The sequence below is a fragment of the Modestobacter marinus genome (assembly GCF_019799945.1).
In the GTDB taxonomy this organism is placed as follows: Bacteria; Actinomycetota; Actinomycetes; order Mycobacteriales; family Geodermatophilaceae; genus Modestobacter; species Modestobacter marinus_B.
This window is the reverse complement of sequence record NZ_JABGCH010000025.1, coordinates 39,756-54,267: the sequence shown is the minus strand read 5'-3', so window position 1 is coordinate 54,267 and position 14,512 is coordinate 39,756. Positions and strand designations below refer to the sequence as shown.

Here is a 14,512-nt window from a genome sequence, read left to right as displayed (position 1 = left end):
GGACTTAGGCAAGGCTAACCAGCCCGGTCCGGGTGATCGAACTCGCCCCCTCGCAGTGACCGGCGACCACGACGGCGGCGGCCGGACGGCGGACGATGCCCCTCGTGACCGGCCCCACCGCTGCCCTGCGCCGGGCCGCCCCGCACCTGTTCGGCCCGCCGCTGCCGCCGGCGGCCTCGCTGTGGGCGGCTCACCGGCGCCGCGCGTTGTCGGCCGGCCCCTGCGTGGTGCTGCCGCTCGTGCTGTTCCTCCCCCTGGACCGCCCCGACCTCGGGACCGCCGCGGCCCTGGGCGGCTTCACCGCCATCTACGGGCACGCCCTCCCCTACCGGCGCCGCGCCGTCGTGTCGGCGGGCGTCGCGCTGGTCCTGGTCGCGGCCGTGGCGCTGGGCGGTCTCGCCGGACCCCACCCGTTCGTGCTCGCCGTCGTCCTGGGCGTGCTCGCCGCGACGACGACGGCGGCGACGGCGATCTGGCAGATCGGCCCGCCCGGCCCGCTGATGGCCGTGCTCGTCGGCGGCAGCGCGAGCACGCTCGGCGCTGACGCCGGGGCGGTCGGGCAGCACGTGGCCACCGCTGCCGGGGGCGGGGCGTTCGCCTGACTGGTGGTCATGGCCGCCTGGTCGTGGGACCCGGCCGGTCCCGAGCGCCGCGCGGTGGCCGTTGCCCCGGCGGCGGTGGCCGGCGCCGAGCGCGAGGGCCTGCGCGCCGCGCGTCCCGACGCCGTGGCCCGCGCCGTGCGGGTGGCGCACGTCGCGGTCGCCGGGGGCAGCCGGCGGCGGCCGTCCCTGCGCCCTCGGCTCGACGAGCTGGAGGCCCGCTTCCTGCGGGCCCTGCCCTCCGTCGACCCGTCCCCCGCCGGCCCCGTGGCACCACCCGACCCACCCGCACGCCGGTACGCCCCGGTCTGGGTGCCGACCGCGGCGCGCATCGGGCTGGGTGCGGGCGCTGCGGGGGCCCTGGCCGCCGTCCTGCGGCTGCACAGCCCCTACTGGGCGTCAGCCACCGCCGTCGCCGTCCTGCTCGGCACCGACGCCCGGCACACCCGCGCCCGCGCGCTGCACCGGGTGACCGGCACGCTCCTGGGCACCGTGGTCACCGCCGTGCTGTTCTGGCTGGACCTCCCCGTCGGCGTCACCGTCGCGGTGGTCGGCGTGATGCTGGTCGGCATCGAGCTGCTCATCGCCAGTCTGTACGTGCTGGCGGTCGCCCTGATCACCCCGGTCGCGCTGTCCCTCGTGCACCTCGGTGCGCCGGGCACCCCGGGGGCCGTGCTGATCGGCATCCGCCTCGGCGAGACCCTGGTCGGCATCGCGGTCGGGCTCGTGGCCGGGCTCCTGCTGTTCCCCCGCACCGGCAGCCGCCGCCTGCCGGCCGCGGTGGATCGGGCCCTGACCGCCGCCGCGGCGCCGCCGAACGGTCCCGCCGACCGGGCGCTGCGCGACGCCTTGGTGGCGCAGCACGAGGTGGCCACCGCCGCCCGCGCGGAGCTGTTCGCCGCGCCGGGCGCCGACGCGCAGCTACGCCGGTCACGTCAAGTCGCCGACCTGGGGTGGGCGCTGCTCGGTGCGCGGGCCCGGAAGGAGGACGCGCCGGCGGCGTGGGTGGCCGCCCGGATCCACCGGGACCTCGGCCCCGGCGCCTGAGACCGCCGGCTCCTCAGCCCTTCGGCTCGACGACGAACACCGGGATCTCCCGGTCGGTGCGCTCCTGGTAGTCCGCGTAGTCGGGATAGGCGGCGACCGCGCGCTCCCACCACTGCGCCCGCTCCTCGCCGTGCAGCTCCCGCGCGACGCCGTCCATCACCCGCTCGCCGTCCTGCACGGTCACCTCGTCCGGGTGCGCCTTGAGGTTGTGGTACCAGGTCGGGTGCTTGGGGGCACCGCCGTCGGAGGCGACCATGCCGTAGACCCCGTCGTGCTCGACCCGCATCAGCGGGAACTTGCGGATCTTCCCGCTGCGCGCACCGCGGGTGGTGTAGACGACCACCGGCTCGGTGCGCCCGGGCAGCGTGTTGGCCTCGCGGCCGCCGGTGCGCTCGTACACCTCCACCTGCTCCCGCACCCACTTCTCCGGACTCGGGACGTACTCACCTTCCAAGGGCATGACCCGACCCTAGGACGGCGCCGCGGACCGCGCGGCCGGCGCCGGCGCCGGCGACCCAGCAGCCGTCGTCGACCTGCCGGGGCCCGGGTCCGGATGCGCCCGGTGGACGGCGGCGGCAGAGTGTCACCGCGGCGGCGGGAGCGTCCCGCCGGGAGCGGAGGGGCCGGGGTCACCCGTCCTGCGCCCGACCGGACCCCACGAGGAGGCCTGCCGATGAGGTACCGGGAAGGCGGGAGCCTCGACACCTCCGGCGTCCAGGACCGCCGCGGCGGCGGTGGGCGCATCGGTGGCGGCGGGCGCGGGCTGGCGGTCGGCGGCGGTGGGCTCGGGCTGGTGGGCCTGATCGTCGTCGTCCTCGTGCAGGTGCTCGGCGGTGGCGGCGGCGGGGGGACGGCCGACCTCGCGGGCGTCCTCGGTGGGCTCGGCAGCGGGCAGACCGCCGACAACGCCGCGCTGGAGCAGTCCTGCCGGAGCAGCGAGGACGCGAACGAGTCCGTGGAGTGCGCGGTCGTGGCCGACATCGAGTCCATCCAGGACTTCTGGACCCGGTCGCTGCCCGACTACCAGCCCGCCGACACCGTGTTCTTCTCCGGCCAGGTGCAGACCGGCTGCGGCGGTGCGACCAGCGGGTCGGGCCCCTTCTACTGCCCGGCCGACCGGCTGGTCTACATCGACCTGACGTTCTTCGACGACCTGCGGACGCAGTTCGGCGCCGAGGGCGGGCTGTTCGCCAACGCCTACGTGCTCGCCCACGAGTACGGGCACCACGTGCAGAACCTGCTCGGCACGAACGCGCAGGTGACGCCGGGCGAGACCGGCCCGGCCAGCGGCACCGTGCGGCTGGAGCTGCAGGCCGACTGCTACGCGGGGGCCTGGGCGAACCACGCGACCACCGTGCCCGACGACTCCGGCGCGCCCCTGATCGCCGAGATCACGCAGGACGACGTCGACCGGGCCCTGGACACGGCCGGGCGGATCGGCGACGACTTCATCCAGCAGAACCTGGGCGGCGGGACGATCGACCAGGACGCCTTCACCCACGGCTCCTCCGAGCAGCGCCGGCTGTGGTTCACCACCGGCTACGAGTCCGGCGACCCGGCGGTGTGCGACACGTTCAGCACCGACGACCTCGGCTGACCCCGGCGACCGGGCCCGGGGTCAGCCGGCGGCGAGCGCCCGCTCCTCCGCCTCGATCTGCGCGTTCCAGTCCCGCTTCCCGGCCTGCCAGCGGTCCTCGGTGTCACCGTGTCGCCAGTAGCCGGAGATCGAGGTGAACTCCGGCGCGAGCCCCCGCTCGGCCCGCAGGTGACGGCGGAGCTCGCGGACCAGGCCGGCCTCCCCGTGGACGAAGACGTGCCCGGTGCCCTCCGGCAGCGGGCAGGCCCGGACGGCGTCGACCAGCGCGACCCCCGGTGCGCGGTCCCCCCGGTGCAGCCACACCAGCTCGGCCGGGGCGTCCACGACCAGGTCGGCCTGCTCCTCCGCCGGCCCCTCGACCTCCAGGAACACCATGGCGCGGGCACCGTCCGGGAGCCGGTCCAGCGAGGCGGCGATCGCCGGGAGCGCGCTCTCGTCCCCGGCCAGCAGGTGCCAGTCGGCGTCCGGGTGCGGGGCGTAGGCGCCGCCCGGACCGAGGAACTGGATGCGGTCGCCGGGGGCGGCTGCGGCGGCCCACGGCCCGGCCAGCCCCTCGTCGCCGTGGTGGACGAAGTCGATCGTCAGCTCGCCGGCCCCCGCGTCCCAGTACCGCACGGTGTAGGTGCGGGTGACCGGCCACAGCTCGGCGGGGAGCTCGGCGCGCACCTGCTCGACGTCGAACGGGGCGCCGTAGGGGGCGCCCGGCGGAGGGAACAGCAGCTTCACGTAGTGGTCGGTGAACTCGCCGGCCGGGAAGCCGGCCAGCCCCTCGCCGCCGAGGACCACCCGGATCATGTGCGGGGTCACCCGCGAGGTGCGCACCACCTCGCCGACCCGCGCGACCCGCGGCCGCTTCTGCCCGCGCGCCGGACCGCTCATCCACCACTCCTCAGACGATGAAGGAAAGCCTTGCCTTGCCTGGGGCAGGGTACGGGTCCCGCCTGTGTGCTCGATCGCAACGTCGATCTTCCTGTTTACGGCGTAGATCGCTGCGGGTACCAGGTGCTCCGACGGACGGCGTCCCACCGAGGCCAGGTGGGACCCAGCCGAGCGACACCGACCTGGGCACCTCCCGGTGCCCACACGCCGTCCCGCGACCCGCACCACCACCCGGCCACCCGGCCGGCGATGGCGGTGTCCCTCGTGCGGGCGGGGTCGCCACCGGGCACGGACGCCCACACCGGACATCAGCACCACAGTCACGGACCCGACGCACGACAGGAGGAACGATGACCCACTCCATCGGCACCCCGACGCAGCCGCCGCCGGCCAGTGGCGCCACCGGCGTGACGGGTACCCCGTCAACCACGGACGTCGCCAAGGACGAGGCCCGCAACGTGGGCCAGACCGCCGCGCAGGCCGGCAGCCAGGTCGCCTCGACCGCTGCTGACCAGGCCAAGCAGGTCACCCAGGAGACCAAGCGCCAGGCGCAGGACCTGGTGGCGCAGGGCCGCCAGCAGCTCCAGTCCCAGGCACGCACCGGCCAGCAGAAGGCCGGCCAGGGCCTGTCCGACATCGCCCAGCAGCTGCGCACCATGGTCGAGGGCGGCGGCCAGACGCCGTCCGGTCCCGCCGCCGACCTGGTCCGCCAGGCCGGGGACAAGGTCGAGGAGCTCGCCGGCTGGATCCAGGCCCGCGAGCCCGGTGACCTGGTCAACGAGGTGCGCGCCTTCGCCCGCCGCAAGCCGGGCGTGTTCCTGCTCGGCGCGGCCGTCGCCGGTGTCGTCGCCGGTCGGCTGACCACCGGTGTGGTGGCCGCGCACAAGGAGGACAGCTCCTCGACCACCGGGTACACCCCGCAGCGGGCGTACGACGCTCCCGGCCCGGTCTACGCCGAGGGCAGCTACACCACCGGCACGAACTACGTCGCCGACACCCCGGCCACCGGCTACACCACGCCGGCGTACGAGACCACCGGCACCACGCCCGGGTACTCGACCACCGGGACCACCGGTGCCGTTCCGCCGCCGCCGTACGGCACGGTTCCGTCGGAGGGCACCTCGGGGACCACCGCGTCCGGCTGGGACGACCCGGCGCGGACCTCCGGGGAGGAGCGGCTGTGAGCTCCCCTACTGGCGGCCAGCCCTACGGCCAGCCGGGCACGGGCTACACGCAGACCGGCTCGACGGGCTACGCACCGCCGGCCACCGCCGAGGAGTACGGCCAGACGCAGAACACCACCCAGCACCTCGGGGACGCTCAGCCGATGACCGACGAAGGACACCCGGACGTCGAGGGTGTGTCGGTCGGCAACCTGATCGGCGAGGTCACCCGGGACATGTCGACGCTGATGCGCCAGGAGCTCGAGCTGGCCAAGGCGGAGCTGCGGGCCGAGGCGAACAAGGCGACCGACGAGGTCAAGGCGCAGGGCGCCAAGGCGGGCAAGGGCGCCGGGATGCTCGGTGGCGCCGGCTACGCCGGCCACATCGGCGTGCTGTTCCTCTCCATCGCGCTTTGGTGGGCGCTGTCGCACCTGGTCGGCCACAGCTGGTCGGCGCTCATCGTGGCCGTGCTCTGGCTGATCATCGCCGCGGTCCTCTACTCCATGGGCCGCAAGCAGCTGAAGCAGATCGACTTCTCCGGCCTCAAGCAGGTCAACCCCAAGCCCGAGCGCACCGTGGAGACCCTCCAGCAGGTGCCCGGCGCCCTCAAGCCCAACTGACCGGACAGGAGACAGACATGACCAGCAGCGACCCGGAAGTGATCCGGCGCCAGATCGAGGAGACCCGTAGCAACCTCAGCTACGACGTCGACGCCCTGAACGAGAAGGTCAACCCCACCCGGGTCGTGGACCGCCGCGTCGGCCGGGCCAAGAGCACGGTGAGCGGGCTCAAGGACCGCGTCTTCGGCGCGGCCCACCAGACGGGCCAGCACGCCAGCGGCACGGCCTCCAACGTCGCCGGCAACGTCCAGGGGGCGGCATCGACGGCCTCGGAGAACGTCTCGAACGCCGCCAGCACCGCCATGGACGCCGTGCAGTCGGCCCCGCAGACCATCCAGCGCCAGGCGCAGGGCAACCCCCTCGCCGCGGGCGTGATCGCCTTCGGCGTCGGCTGGCTGGTCTCCTCCCTCCTGCCCACCAGCGAGAAGGAGAAGCAGCTCGCCTCGCAGGCCGAGTCGGCGGTCCGGGAGCACTCCCAGCCGCTGGTCGACCAGGCGAAGAACGTGGCCCAGGAGATCGGCGACAACCTGAAGCCGGCCGCCCAGGACGCCGTCCAGTCGGTCAAGGAGACCGCTCAGGAAGGCGTGCAGACGGTCAAGGCCGAGGGCCAGTCGGCTGCCCAGGACGTCCAGGGCCAGGCCCAGGACTCCAAGCAGACCGTGCAGGGGCACGCTTCCTCCTGACCCCCGCCGCACGTACGTAGGACGGCCCCCGGTGCACCGCACCGGGGGCCGTCGTACGTCATGGGGGCGGCTGGGCCCCTCCCCCTACCGGCACGACGGCCCGCCAGGAGAGGACGGCGATGGGCGAGAACGGCAGCACCCGCGTCCCCGTGACCTACGACCACTGCGCGCACGTCGAAGGGCCCTTCTTCCACGGGACGAAGTCCGCGCTCCAGGCCGGCGATGAGCTGGTCCCCGGCTACGGCTCCAACTTCCAGGAGGGCCGGGTGTCCAACCACATCTACTTCACCGCGCTCATGGACACGGCCGCCTGGGGAGCGGAGCTGGCGACCGCGCTGGCCGGCATCGAGGAGCGGGGACACATCTACGCCGTCGAGCCCCTGGGCCCTTTCGAGGACGACCCGAACGTGACCGACAAGAGGTTCCCCGGCAACCCGACGCGGTCCTACCGCACCCGCCATCCGCTGCGCGTCGTCGGCGAGGTGGACGGCTGGGAGGGCCATGACCCGCAGGTCCTGAAGGAGATGCTGGACCACCTGGCACAGCTGCGGGAGCAGGGGCTGGACGTCATCGAGGACTAGTGGAAGGCGCTGATGCCGGTGATCGCCCGCCCGACGATCAGGGTGTTCATCTCCCGGGTCGCCTCGTAGGAGTACAGCGCCTCCGCATCCGTGAAGAACCGGATGACGTCGTGGCCCAGGACGATCCCGGTCCCGCCGAAGACCTCGCGCGCCATGGCGACGGTCTCCCGGGCCCGCCCGGTGACGTAGCTCAGGCCAGCGCCGCCTGGTCGTCGCGCAGCTCGTCCCGCTCCTGCAGCTGGGAGATCCGCACGGTCATGGCGGCGGGGCCATCCGTCTCGTCGGCGACGTGCCCCCGATGCTGCGTCCGGCCCCCGCGCCCGGCCACCGGGCGCAGGTCAGTTGAGCTCGCGCGTGCCGGCCGGCAACGTGCCCCCGGCCACCATGTCGACGACGGCGTCCTGCAGGGCGGTGAGCGCCACCCGCTGGGTGAACGGGCCGGTGGACACCCGGGCGACGCCGAGGTCCTGCAGCTCCCGCGCCGGCAGCGACCGCCCGGGCACGCTGATCAGCGAGAGCCGCCCGGGGCCCACTCCGTCGACCAGGGCCGCGATCTCCTCCCGGTCGACCACCCGGGGCACGAAGACCACGGGAGCGCCGGCCTCGAGGTAGGCCCGGCACCGGCGCACCGCCTCGGCGAGCACGACCGACCGGTCGGCGTCGGGACCGGTGCGGACGAACGCGTCCGTGCGCGCGTTGAGCACGAAGTCGATGCCGGCGTCCCGGCCGGCGCGCAGCACCGCCTCGACGGCGGCCACCGCGTCGTCCAGCGGCCTCATCTGGTCCTCGAGGTTGCCCCCGACGACGCCCGCGGCGATCGCCCGACGGGTGGTCTCCCCCGGGTCGCCGTAGCCGGCCTCCATGTCCATCGACACCGGCAGGTCCACCGCGGCGGCGATCCGGGCGACCATGTCCAGGTGCAGGTCCAGCGGGATGTTCTCGCCGTCCTCGTAGCCGAACGTGGCCGCGATCCCGTGGCTGGCGGTGGCCAGCGCCCGGACGCCGGCGGTGGCGGCGACCACCTGCGCCGAGACCACGTCCCACACGTTGGTGAGCACCAGGATCTCCGGCGCGGTGTGCAGCTCCATCAGGGTGCGGGCGCGCGTGGCGAGATCCGGCATGGCTGCCAACCTAGCGACGCCGGCGCACACCAGGGGTGGCTGCTCACCTCCCGCCTCAGAGGGCCTGGTAGTACCGGACCAGCGGCATGGCCCGGAAGCCGGCCCGCTCGTACACGTGGCGGGCAGGCGCGTGCCCGGGATCGCCGCCGGTGGCGACGACCGCGATCCGGCACCCCGCCTGCCGGATCGCGTCGAGGGCGTGGGCGGTCAGCAGCCCGCCGACGCCGCGGCCCTGCCGGGCCGGGTCGACCGCGAGCATCTCGATCTCCCCGCTGTCCGGCTCGTCGTACGTCTCGTCGTGGACGACGACGGTCACGAACCCCGCCAGGCCGGACTCGTCCTCCGCGACCCACACACGTGTCCCCTCGCGGGTGCAGCCCGCCGCCACCGACCGCGCCTGGGCAGCCGCCCAGTCCGGGTAGAGGTGGTCGTACACCGCTGGTCCGAGCACGTCCGCCATCGAGGCGAACACCGGCGCCCAGGCACGGAGCGCGAGGGCGACGACCTCGGGGAGGTCCTCGGCGGTGAGCGGCCGGACGCGGGCGGGCACACGCCCAGCGTCCCCGCGGGGTCAACCCGTTTCCCGCGCCGGAACGGCCGCTCCCTAGCCTGTCCCGAGGTCGGGGTGCTGCTCCCCGTCCCCAGGCTGGGCGCCGTTCCACGATCTCCCCCGGCTGCGCGACCGCGTCGCCCGGGTGGGCGACGCTGAGCCGGAGCGGGCCCGTCGCGGCGCCCGGCCACGAGACGGAGGGACCACCCCGTGCAGAGATCGACGACGCCCGAGGACGTGCTGCGGCTGGTGCTGGCCGGTGGGCGGCTCGCGGCGGAGCCGGGCGTGCAGGCGGCCGACCTGGACCGCGTCGTCGTCCGGCTGATCAGCCGCGACCCCGGCGTGGACAGCGACGGCTCGGCCCAGCGCGTGGTGTCCGACCTGCTGCAGCGGCTGTGGCAGAACGGGTGGCAGCCCGCCGACGTCGTCCACGTCGTGCGGCGGCGCGCCACCCAGCGGGCCGGCCGGCTGGTGGCCGCGGTCATCGCCGGAGCGTCCGCCGGCGTGCCCCCCGCCTGGCGGGCGCAACTGGACCGGCTCGAGGTGCCGGCCGGGTCCGTCACCGACTGGTGGCGCGCCGAGGGGGTCGCGCCCGCGGTGGGCTGGCGGGAGGTTCTGCGGGTCGTCGGCGTGCTGCGGAGCCTGCCGTCGATCGAGCAGCTGACGCCGCCGGCGTCGGGCTCGCCGGCACCGCAGCCGCCCGCGGACCCGGGCGCGGTTCCGGACGAGCGGGCGCTGAGCCGGATCCGCGGGCTGCTGGCCAAGGCGGAGTCGACCGAGTTCGCCGCCGAGGCCGAGGCGCTGACCGTGAAGGCCCAGGAGCTCATGGCCCGGTACGCGATCGACACTGCGGTCGTCGCCGGGCGCGGTGAGGGGGCGGCCGGGAGCACCACCGTCGGCGCGCGCCGCTTCCACCTCGACGACCCCCACGCGGAGGCCAAGGCGGCGGTGGTCCAGGCGGTCGCCCGGGCGAACGGCGTGCGGGTGGTGCTCATGCCGGGGGTCGGCATCGCCACACTGGTGGGGATCGCGGCCGAGCTGGACCTCGTGGAGCTGCTAGTCACCTCGCTGCTCGTGCAGGCCGGTCGGGCGCTCAGCCTGGAGGCCGGGGCCGGCGGCACGCGCGCCCGGTCCACCGCCTACCGGCGCGGCTTCTTCTACTCCTTCGCCCAGCGCATCGAGGAGCGGCTGACCGACGCCCGCGACCAGGCCCACGCCGAGGCCACGGCGGCGTACGGCAGTGCACTGGTACCGCTGTTCGCCGACCGCGCGGCCGCCGTCGACCGGGTGGTCGACGAGCTGTTCCCGCGGTTGCGGCAGCGCAGCGGGCCCGTGGTGGACCCGGCGGGCTGGGCGGCCGGACGGCGCGCGGCGGACGACGCCGAGCTGGGCGCCGGGCGTTCCCGGCTGCCCGGCGCGCCGTGAGTCCTGAGGCCCACCTGCCGGGGGGCAGGCGGGTCCTTCCTCACAGCAGGACGTCGAAGGTGGACTCGAGCTCGCGCATCAGCATCGCCTCCCGGGTGAGGTCGGCCGCGGTGGTCAGCCACCCGGCGACGTACATCAGCACTCCCGGCCGCTGGTCGTCCAGGGACGCCGTCCCTGCGGACAGCGCCGCCTGCCCGACCGCGTCGCACGCCAAGGTCATCATGACCGGCCCCTTTCGTCCCTTGCTCAGAGGGTCGGCAGGAGCCGGGCGTACCTGAAGCCACGAAACACGAAAGACCCACGACTGCCACTTTCGGGGCACTCAGCGCAGGCCGACCACGAGCGGCCTCACTCCCGTGGCATCGTCTCGCCGCGGAAGAACGCGGGGGCCACGAGGTTCCAGGCGACCATCAGCAGCAGGCCCAGCAGCAGGGAGCCGACGCCGACGACGAAGACGCCGCCCACACCCAGGACCGTGGTGTAGCCGTACGCCGGGTCCGCGTACTCGACGCAGGCGAGCACGAACACCACCAGCATGAACACCCCGCCCAGCAGCGGCAGGAGAAGACGCATGAGCACGTCGCGGGCGGAGCGCAGTGAGCGGCGGAACTGCCAGGCGCAGGCGAACCCGGTCAGGCCGTAGTAGAAGGCGATGAGCATGCCGGTCGCCACGATCGAGTCCTGCAGCACGTTCTCGCTGACCAGCGTGAGCCCGACGTAGAACGCGATGGAGACCACGCCCATCCACACCGTCGAGACGGTGGGCGTCAGATACCGCGGGTGGATCCGGGCGAACCGCTCCGGCAGCGCCCCGTACGCGGCCATGGACAGCGTCCCGCGGGCGGTGGGCAGGATCGTCGTCTGCGTGCAGGCCGCGGCCGAGGTGAGCACCGACAGCAGCAGCAGCGTCTCGAACACCCGCCCCGCGAGGTCGTCGCCGAATACCGTGGCACCCAGCGCGGCGAGCACGTCCTCGGCGTTGGCCTCGTTGCCCAGCCCGATCCCCTCGGTGCCCACGCCGGCGAAGGCGACGGTCGCGATCGACACGACGGTGTAGATGCCGACCAGCAGCACGGTCGAGATGATCGCCGCCCGCCCGGGCGACCGGGCGGGGTCGATGGTCTCCTCGTTCACCGCCAGCGCAGAGTCCCAGCCCCAGTAGATGAAGACCGCCAGCAGCACCGCCTCGGTCAGCGACGACCACTCGAGCCCGGACGGCCACAGCCACGTCAGCGACGGCATCAGCGAGCCCGCCGGCGCCGTCCCGCCGTAGACCGCGACCAGCGCGTACGCGGCGAAGGCGACCAGGACGACGAGCTCGATGGCCAGCAGCACCCACTGCAACCGGGCCGTGGGCTCGATGCCGCGGTAGCAGAGCCAGGTCATCAGCGCGATCCAGCAGACCCCGGCCAGCGTCGTCCACAGCGTGCTCTCCGCGAGGGAGTCCAGCCCCACCAGCCGGTAGCCGTAGGACCCGGCGATCTGGGCGAGGTTCGCCATCACGATGACGTCGGCGGCGATGATCCCCCAGCCGCCCATCCACCCCGTCCGCGGACCGAACGCCCGGGCTGCCCAGGTGAACGTCGTCCCGCAGTCCGGCTCGCGCCGGTTCAGCTGCGCGTAGGCGACGGCGATGAGCCACATCGGGACGAACGCCAGCAGCATGACCGCCGGGGCCTGCACGCCGACGGCGATCACGACGAAGCCCAGCGTGGCGGCGAGCGCGTACGCCGGCGCGGTCGAGGAGACGCCCAGGACGATGGAGGACACCAGCCCGAGCGCCCCGCGTCTGAGGCCCTTGTCGACCGCGGCGCCCTCCACCCGCGGCGGGGCGAGGGCCGTGCTGTCCGATGAGCTGGCCAGCTCGCTCACGCGGCGGCCGCAGTCGCTGTCATGCTGACGGTTATCGCACAGCGGGCCCCGGTCGCGCTCGGCCGGGCCCTGCAGACCCACACGTCACTCCCGCCCCGGATTCGCGTGATGTCCGTCCCGGCGCTTGCCCCGGCCCTCTCCCCCGTGACATAACTCAGGGCTGAGCGCTCAACAGCGAGCCGTGTTCTTCTCCGGCGCGCGCCGTGAGCCGAGATCTGTGGGTGGTGCAGTGGTGGAGCCGACGCCCGTCGGCGGTGCGGCTTCCTCGGACGTGGAGGCTGCCCGCGTCCGCGCTCAGCTGGCGATCGCTGCGGCCGGCATCGGCACGTTCGACTGGGACCTGGTGACCAAGCGGCTCACCTGGGACGCCCGCCTGATCGAGATGTTCGGCTACGAGGCCGACACCTTCGAGCAGACCATCGAGGCGTTCAACGCCCGCCTGCACCCGGACGACGTCGGCCGGGTCGGCGAGGCCCTGGAGCACGCCATCGCCATCGTCGGGGACTTCGAGACCGACTACCGCGTCCAGCTCCCCAACGGGGACACCCGGTGGGTCGCCGCTCGCGGCAGGGCGCTCGGCGAGCCCGGCGAGGCGGCGACCCGGTTCATCGGCGTGGCCTTCGACGTGACCGCCGAGCACGCCGGCGAGGCCCGGGTCACCCGGTTGCTCGAGGCGATGCCGGCGGGTTTCTACTCCCTGGACCGCGAGTGGCGCTTCACCTACGTGAACGCGGACGCCGAGCGCCTGCTGCAGCACAGCCGTGACGAGCTGCTCGGGCAGGTCATCTGGGACGCCTTCCCCGCCGCGGTGAACAGCGTCTTCGAGGACAGCTACCGGCGGGCGGTCGAGACCGGCAAGCCGCTCGCGTTCGACGCGCACTACCCAGCGCCGCTGAACGGCTGGTTCGAGCTGCGGGCCTGGCCGACCCCGGACGGGCTGTCGGTCTACTTCATCGAGGTCACCGATCGCCGGCGCGCCACCGAGCAGGCCGAGCGAGCCACCCGGCGGCTGACGATGCTGGCCCGGGTGAGCGCGGAGCTCGCCAGCACCCTCGACGTCCAGGCGGCGACCGCCCGGCTGCCCCGGATCGTCGTCCCGGCCCTCGCCGACTACGGCATCCTCACCGTCATCGACGACGACGGGCACCCCCGCGACGTCGGCAGCTGGCACGTCGACCCGACGCGGCGGTCGATCCTCGAGCGCTACGCCGAGGTGCGGCTGGACGCCATGCCGATGACCGCGCCGGTGGGCCGCGCGCTGCACTCCAACGAGGCGGTCACCTTCGCCGGGCACGACGTGCTCGACCTGCTCCCGCCGGGGACCGCGCACGACCTGCTCGCCGTCCTGGACCCGCAGAGCGAGGTCGCGCTGCCACTGCGTGCCCGCGGCCGGACGCTGGGCCTGCTGACCCTCTTCTTCGACGACGGCCACACCCCCAGCCCCGACGACGTCGCGGTCGCCCAGGACGTCGCCGACCGGGCCGGCCTGGCCTGGGACAACGCGCGGCTGTTCAGCCAGCAGCAGCAGATGGCCGAGACGCTGCAGCGCAGCCTGCTCACCGAGCCGCCGGAGCCCGACCACGCCGAGATCGTCGTGCGCTACCAGCCCGCGGCCGAGGCGGCCCGGGTCGGCGGCGACTGGTACGACGCGTTCCTGCAGCCCAACGGGGCGACGACGCTGGTCATCGGCGACGTCGTCGGGCACGACACCGCCGCGGCGGCCGCGATGGGGCAGGTCCGCAGCCTGCTGCGCGGCATCGCCGCCTACAGCGACGCGTCGCCGGCGGAGGTGCTGCGGGGCCTGGACTCGGCGATGGCGGTGCTGCAGCTGGACACGCTGGCCACCGCCGCCGTCGCCCGGTTCGAGCAGACCGACGACGAGCGCGCGCGGGGAGTGACCCGGATGGTGTGGGCCAACGCCGGACACCTGCCACCGCTGGCCCTGCACCCGGACGGCAGCGTGGCCGTGCTCGCCGACTGGAAGGCCGACCTGCTCCTCGGGGTGGACGCCACCACCCGGCGGGCGGAGAACGTGGTCACCCTCGACCGCGGGACCACCGTGCTGCTCTACACCGACGGGCTGATCGAGCGCCGGGACGCCGACCTGGACACCGGCCTCGACCGGCTGCGGCAGCACCTGGCCGACCTCGCCGACCGGCCTCTGCAGGAGCTGTGCGACGAGCTGATCGAGCGCCTCGTCGACGGCAAGCCGGACGACGACGTCGCGCTGGTCGCGGTCCGGCTGCACCCGCAGCACCGGCCCCGCCCGCCGGAGGCCGGCCCCAACCGGGTGCCCGACGTCGTGCCGGACGAGGCACCCCTCCCCTGACGGCTGAGGCCGCCCCTGGCCGGGCCGACGGGCGGCCGGCGCGCGG

At 74.5% G+C, this 14,512-nt stretch carries 17 protein-coding genes; 9 read left to right on the top strand and 8 right to left on the bottom strand.

The window, feature by feature from the left end; genetic code table 11:
- Positions 1 to 104 precede the first annotated feature (104 nt).
- Together HK417_RS18635 and HK417_RS18630 are read left to right on the top strand one after the other, a co-directional pair.
- Complete coding sequence (locus HK417_RS18635) at positions 105 to 602, top strand: hypothetical protein (protein WP_222269432.1); 498 nt, start codon at positions 105 to 107, stop codon at positions 600 to 602.
- 9 nt (positions 603 to 611) lie between these two features.
- The gene (locus HK417_RS18630; RefSeq protein WP_222269430.1) at positions 612 to 1,646 is read left to right on the top strand and encodes an FUSC family protein; all 1,035 of its coding nucleotides are present in this window, start codon (positions 612 to 614) and stop codon (positions 1,644 to 1,646) included.
- Between the two features lie 13 nt (positions 1,647 to 1,659).
- On the opposite strand, the gene HK417_RS18625 is transcribed toward HK417_RS18630, so the two are convergent.
- On the bottom strand, positions 1,660 to 2,106 hold the full coding sequence (locus HK417_RS18625; protein WP_222269429.1) for a nitroreductase family deazaflavin-dependent oxidoreductase: 447 nt from the start codon (positions 2,104 to 2,106) through the stop codon (positions 1,660 to 1,662).
- Positions 2,107 to 2,319: 213 nt separating this feature from the next.
- Between HK417_RS18625 and ypfJ the strand changes: the two genes are divergently transcribed.
- Positions 2,320 to 3,243 carry a KPN_02809 family neutral zinc metallopeptidase gene (gene ypfJ, locus HK417_RS18620; RefSeq protein WP_222269427.1) on the top strand — a complete coding sequence of 308 codons (924 nt, stop codon included), beginning with the start codon at positions 2,320 to 2,322 and terminating at the stop codon, positions 3,241 to 3,243.
- A 21-nt stretch (positions 3,244 to 3,264) separates the two neighbouring features.
- On the opposite strand, the gene HK417_RS18615 is transcribed toward ypfJ, so the two are convergent.
- Positions 3,265 to 4,122: a siderophore-interacting protein gene (locus HK417_RS18615; protein ID WP_222269425.1), complete on the bottom strand. Its 858-nt coding sequence runs from the start codon at positions 4,120 to 4,122 to the stop codon at positions 3,265 to 3,267.
- Between the two features lie 350 nt (positions 4,123 to 4,472).
- On the opposite strand from HK417_RS18615, the gene HK417_RS18610 reads away from it, so the two are divergent.
- The 4 genes from HK417_RS18610 to arr all read left to right on the top strand — a co-directional run bounded on the left by HK417_RS18610 (position 4,473) and on the right by arr (position 7,169).
- Entirely contained in the window at positions 4,473 to 5,306 is an 834-nt protein-coding gene (locus tag HK417_RS18610; RefSeq protein ID WP_222269423.1) for a hypothetical protein, read from the top strand.
- Positions 5,303 to 5,905: a phage holin family protein gene (locus tag HK417_RS18605; protein ID WP_222269421.1), complete on the top strand. Its 603-nt coding sequence runs from the start codon at positions 5,303 to 5,305 to the stop codon at positions 5,903 to 5,905. The genes HK417_RS18610 and HK417_RS18605 overlap by 4 nt, the downstream gene beginning before the upstream one ends.
- A gap of 17 nt (positions 5,906 to 5,922) precedes the next feature.
- Positions 5,923 to 6,588, top strand: coding sequence for a DUF3618 domain-containing protein (locus tag HK417_RS18600; protein ID WP_222269419.1), 666 nt, complete (start codon positions 5,923 to 5,925; stop codon positions 6,586 to 6,588).
- 119 nt (positions 6,589 to 6,707) lie between these two features.
- On the top strand, positions 6,708 to 7,169 hold the full coding sequence (arr, locus tag HK417_RS18595) for an NAD(+)--rifampin ADP-ribosyltransferase (protein ID WP_222269417.1): 462 nt from the start codon (positions 6,708 to 6,710) through the stop codon (positions 7,167 to 7,169).
- Here arr and HK417_RS25700 read toward each other — a convergent pair.
- From HK417_RS25700 to HK417_RS18580, 4 genes are read right to left on the bottom strand one after another with little or no spacing between them, the layout of a single operon-like run.
- Positions 7,166 to 7,324 carry a hypothetical protein gene (locus HK417_RS25700; RefSeq protein WP_261327245.1) on the bottom strand — a complete coding sequence of 53 codons (159 nt, stop codon included), beginning with the start codon at positions 7,322 to 7,324 and terminating at the stop codon, positions 7,166 to 7,168. The genes arr and HK417_RS25700 overlap by 4 nt on opposite strands.
- 35 nt (positions 7,325 to 7,359) lie before the next feature.
- Entirely contained in the window at positions 7,360 to 7,497 is a 138-nt protein-coding gene (locus HK417_RS25695; RefSeq protein ID WP_261327244.1) for a hypothetical protein, read from the bottom strand.
- 10 nt (positions 7,498 to 7,507) lie between these two features.
- A complete protein-coding gene (locus HK417_RS18585) occupies positions 7,508 to 8,290 on the bottom strand; it encodes an isocitrate lyase/PEP mutase family protein (protein WP_222269415.1) in 783 nt (260 codons plus the stop codon).
- Between the two features lie 55 nt (positions 8,291 to 8,345).
- Positions 8,346 to 8,840 carry a GNAT family N-acetyltransferase gene (locus HK417_RS18580; protein WP_222269413.1) on the bottom strand — a complete coding sequence of 165 codons (495 nt, stop codon included), beginning with the start codon at positions 8,838 to 8,840 and terminating at the stop codon, positions 8,346 to 8,348.
- A gap of 210 nt (positions 8,841 to 9,050) precedes the next feature.
- Here HK417_RS18580 and HK417_RS26215 point away from each other — a divergent pair, with 210 nt between their 5' ends.
- Positions 9,051 to 10,265, top strand: a complete 1,215-nt coding sequence (locus HK417_RS26215; protein ID WP_222269411.1) for a DUF2786 domain-containing protein — start codon at positions 9,051 to 9,053, stop codon at positions 10,263 to 10,265.
- Between the two features lie 40 nt (positions 10,266 to 10,305).
- Here HK417_RS26215 and HK417_RS18570 read toward each other — a convergent pair whose 3' ends face one another.
- Entirely contained in the window at positions 10,306 to 10,488 is a 183-nt protein-coding gene (locus HK417_RS18570) for a hypothetical protein (protein WP_222269410.1), read from the bottom strand.
- A gap of 125 nt (positions 10,489 to 10,613) precedes the next feature.
- On the bottom strand, positions 10,614 to 12,137 hold the full coding sequence (locus tag HK417_RS18565) for an APC family permease (RefSeq protein WP_308123696.1): 1,524 nt from the start codon (positions 12,135 to 12,137) through the stop codon (positions 10,614 to 10,616).
- A gap of 232 nt (positions 12,138 to 12,369) precedes the next feature.
- Between HK417_RS18565 and HK417_RS18560 the strand changes: the two genes are divergently transcribed.
- Positions 12,370 to 14,466, top strand: a complete 2,097-nt coding sequence (locus HK417_RS18560; RefSeq protein WP_222269407.1) for a SpoIIE family protein phosphatase — start codon at positions 12,370 to 12,372, stop codon at positions 14,464 to 14,466.
- Positions 14,467 to 14,512: the final 46 nt, after the last annotated feature.

Bases quoted from the DNA above. Each gene is read 5' to 3' on its own strand.
- HK417_RS18630 (WP_222269430.1), top strand. From the start codon at position 612: ATGGCCGCCTGGTCGTGGGACCCGGCCGGTCCCGAGCGCCGCGCGGTG.
- HK417_RS18570 (WP_222269410.1), bottom strand. From the start codon at position 10,488: ATGATGACCTTGGCGTGCGACGCGGTCGGGCAGGCGGCGCTGTCCGCA.
- HK417_RS18625 (WP_222269429.1), bottom strand. From the start codon at position 2,106: ATGCCCTTGGAAGGTGAGTACGTCCCGAGTCCGGAGAAGTGGGTGCGG.
- arr (WP_222269417.1), top strand. From the start codon at position 6,708: ATGGGCGAGAACGGCAGCACCCGCGTCCCCGTGACCTACGACCACTGC.
- HK417_RS18585 (WP_222269415.1), bottom strand. From the start codon at position 8,290: ATGCCGGATCTCGCCACGCGCGCCCGCACCCTGATGGAGCTGCACACC.
- HK417_RS18615 (WP_222269425.1), bottom strand. From the start codon at position 4,122: ATGAGCGGTCCGGCGCGCGGGCAGAAGCGGCCGCGGGTCGCGCGGGTC.
- HK417_RS18610 (WP_222269423.1), top strand. From the start codon at position 4,473: ATGACCCACTCCATCGGCACCCCGACGCAGCCGCCGCCGGCCAGTGGC.
- ypfJ (WP_222269427.1), top strand. From the start codon at position 2,320: ATGAGGTACCGGGAAGGCGGGAGCCTCGACACCTCCGGCGTCCAGGAC.
- HK417_RS25700 (WP_261327245.1), bottom strand. From the start codon at position 7,324: ATGGCGCGCGAGGTCTTCGGCGGGACCGGGATCGTCCTGGGCCACGAC.
- HK417_RS18600 (WP_222269419.1), top strand. From the start codon at position 5,923: ATGACCAGCAGCGACCCGGAAGTGATCCGGCGCCAGATCGAGGAGACC.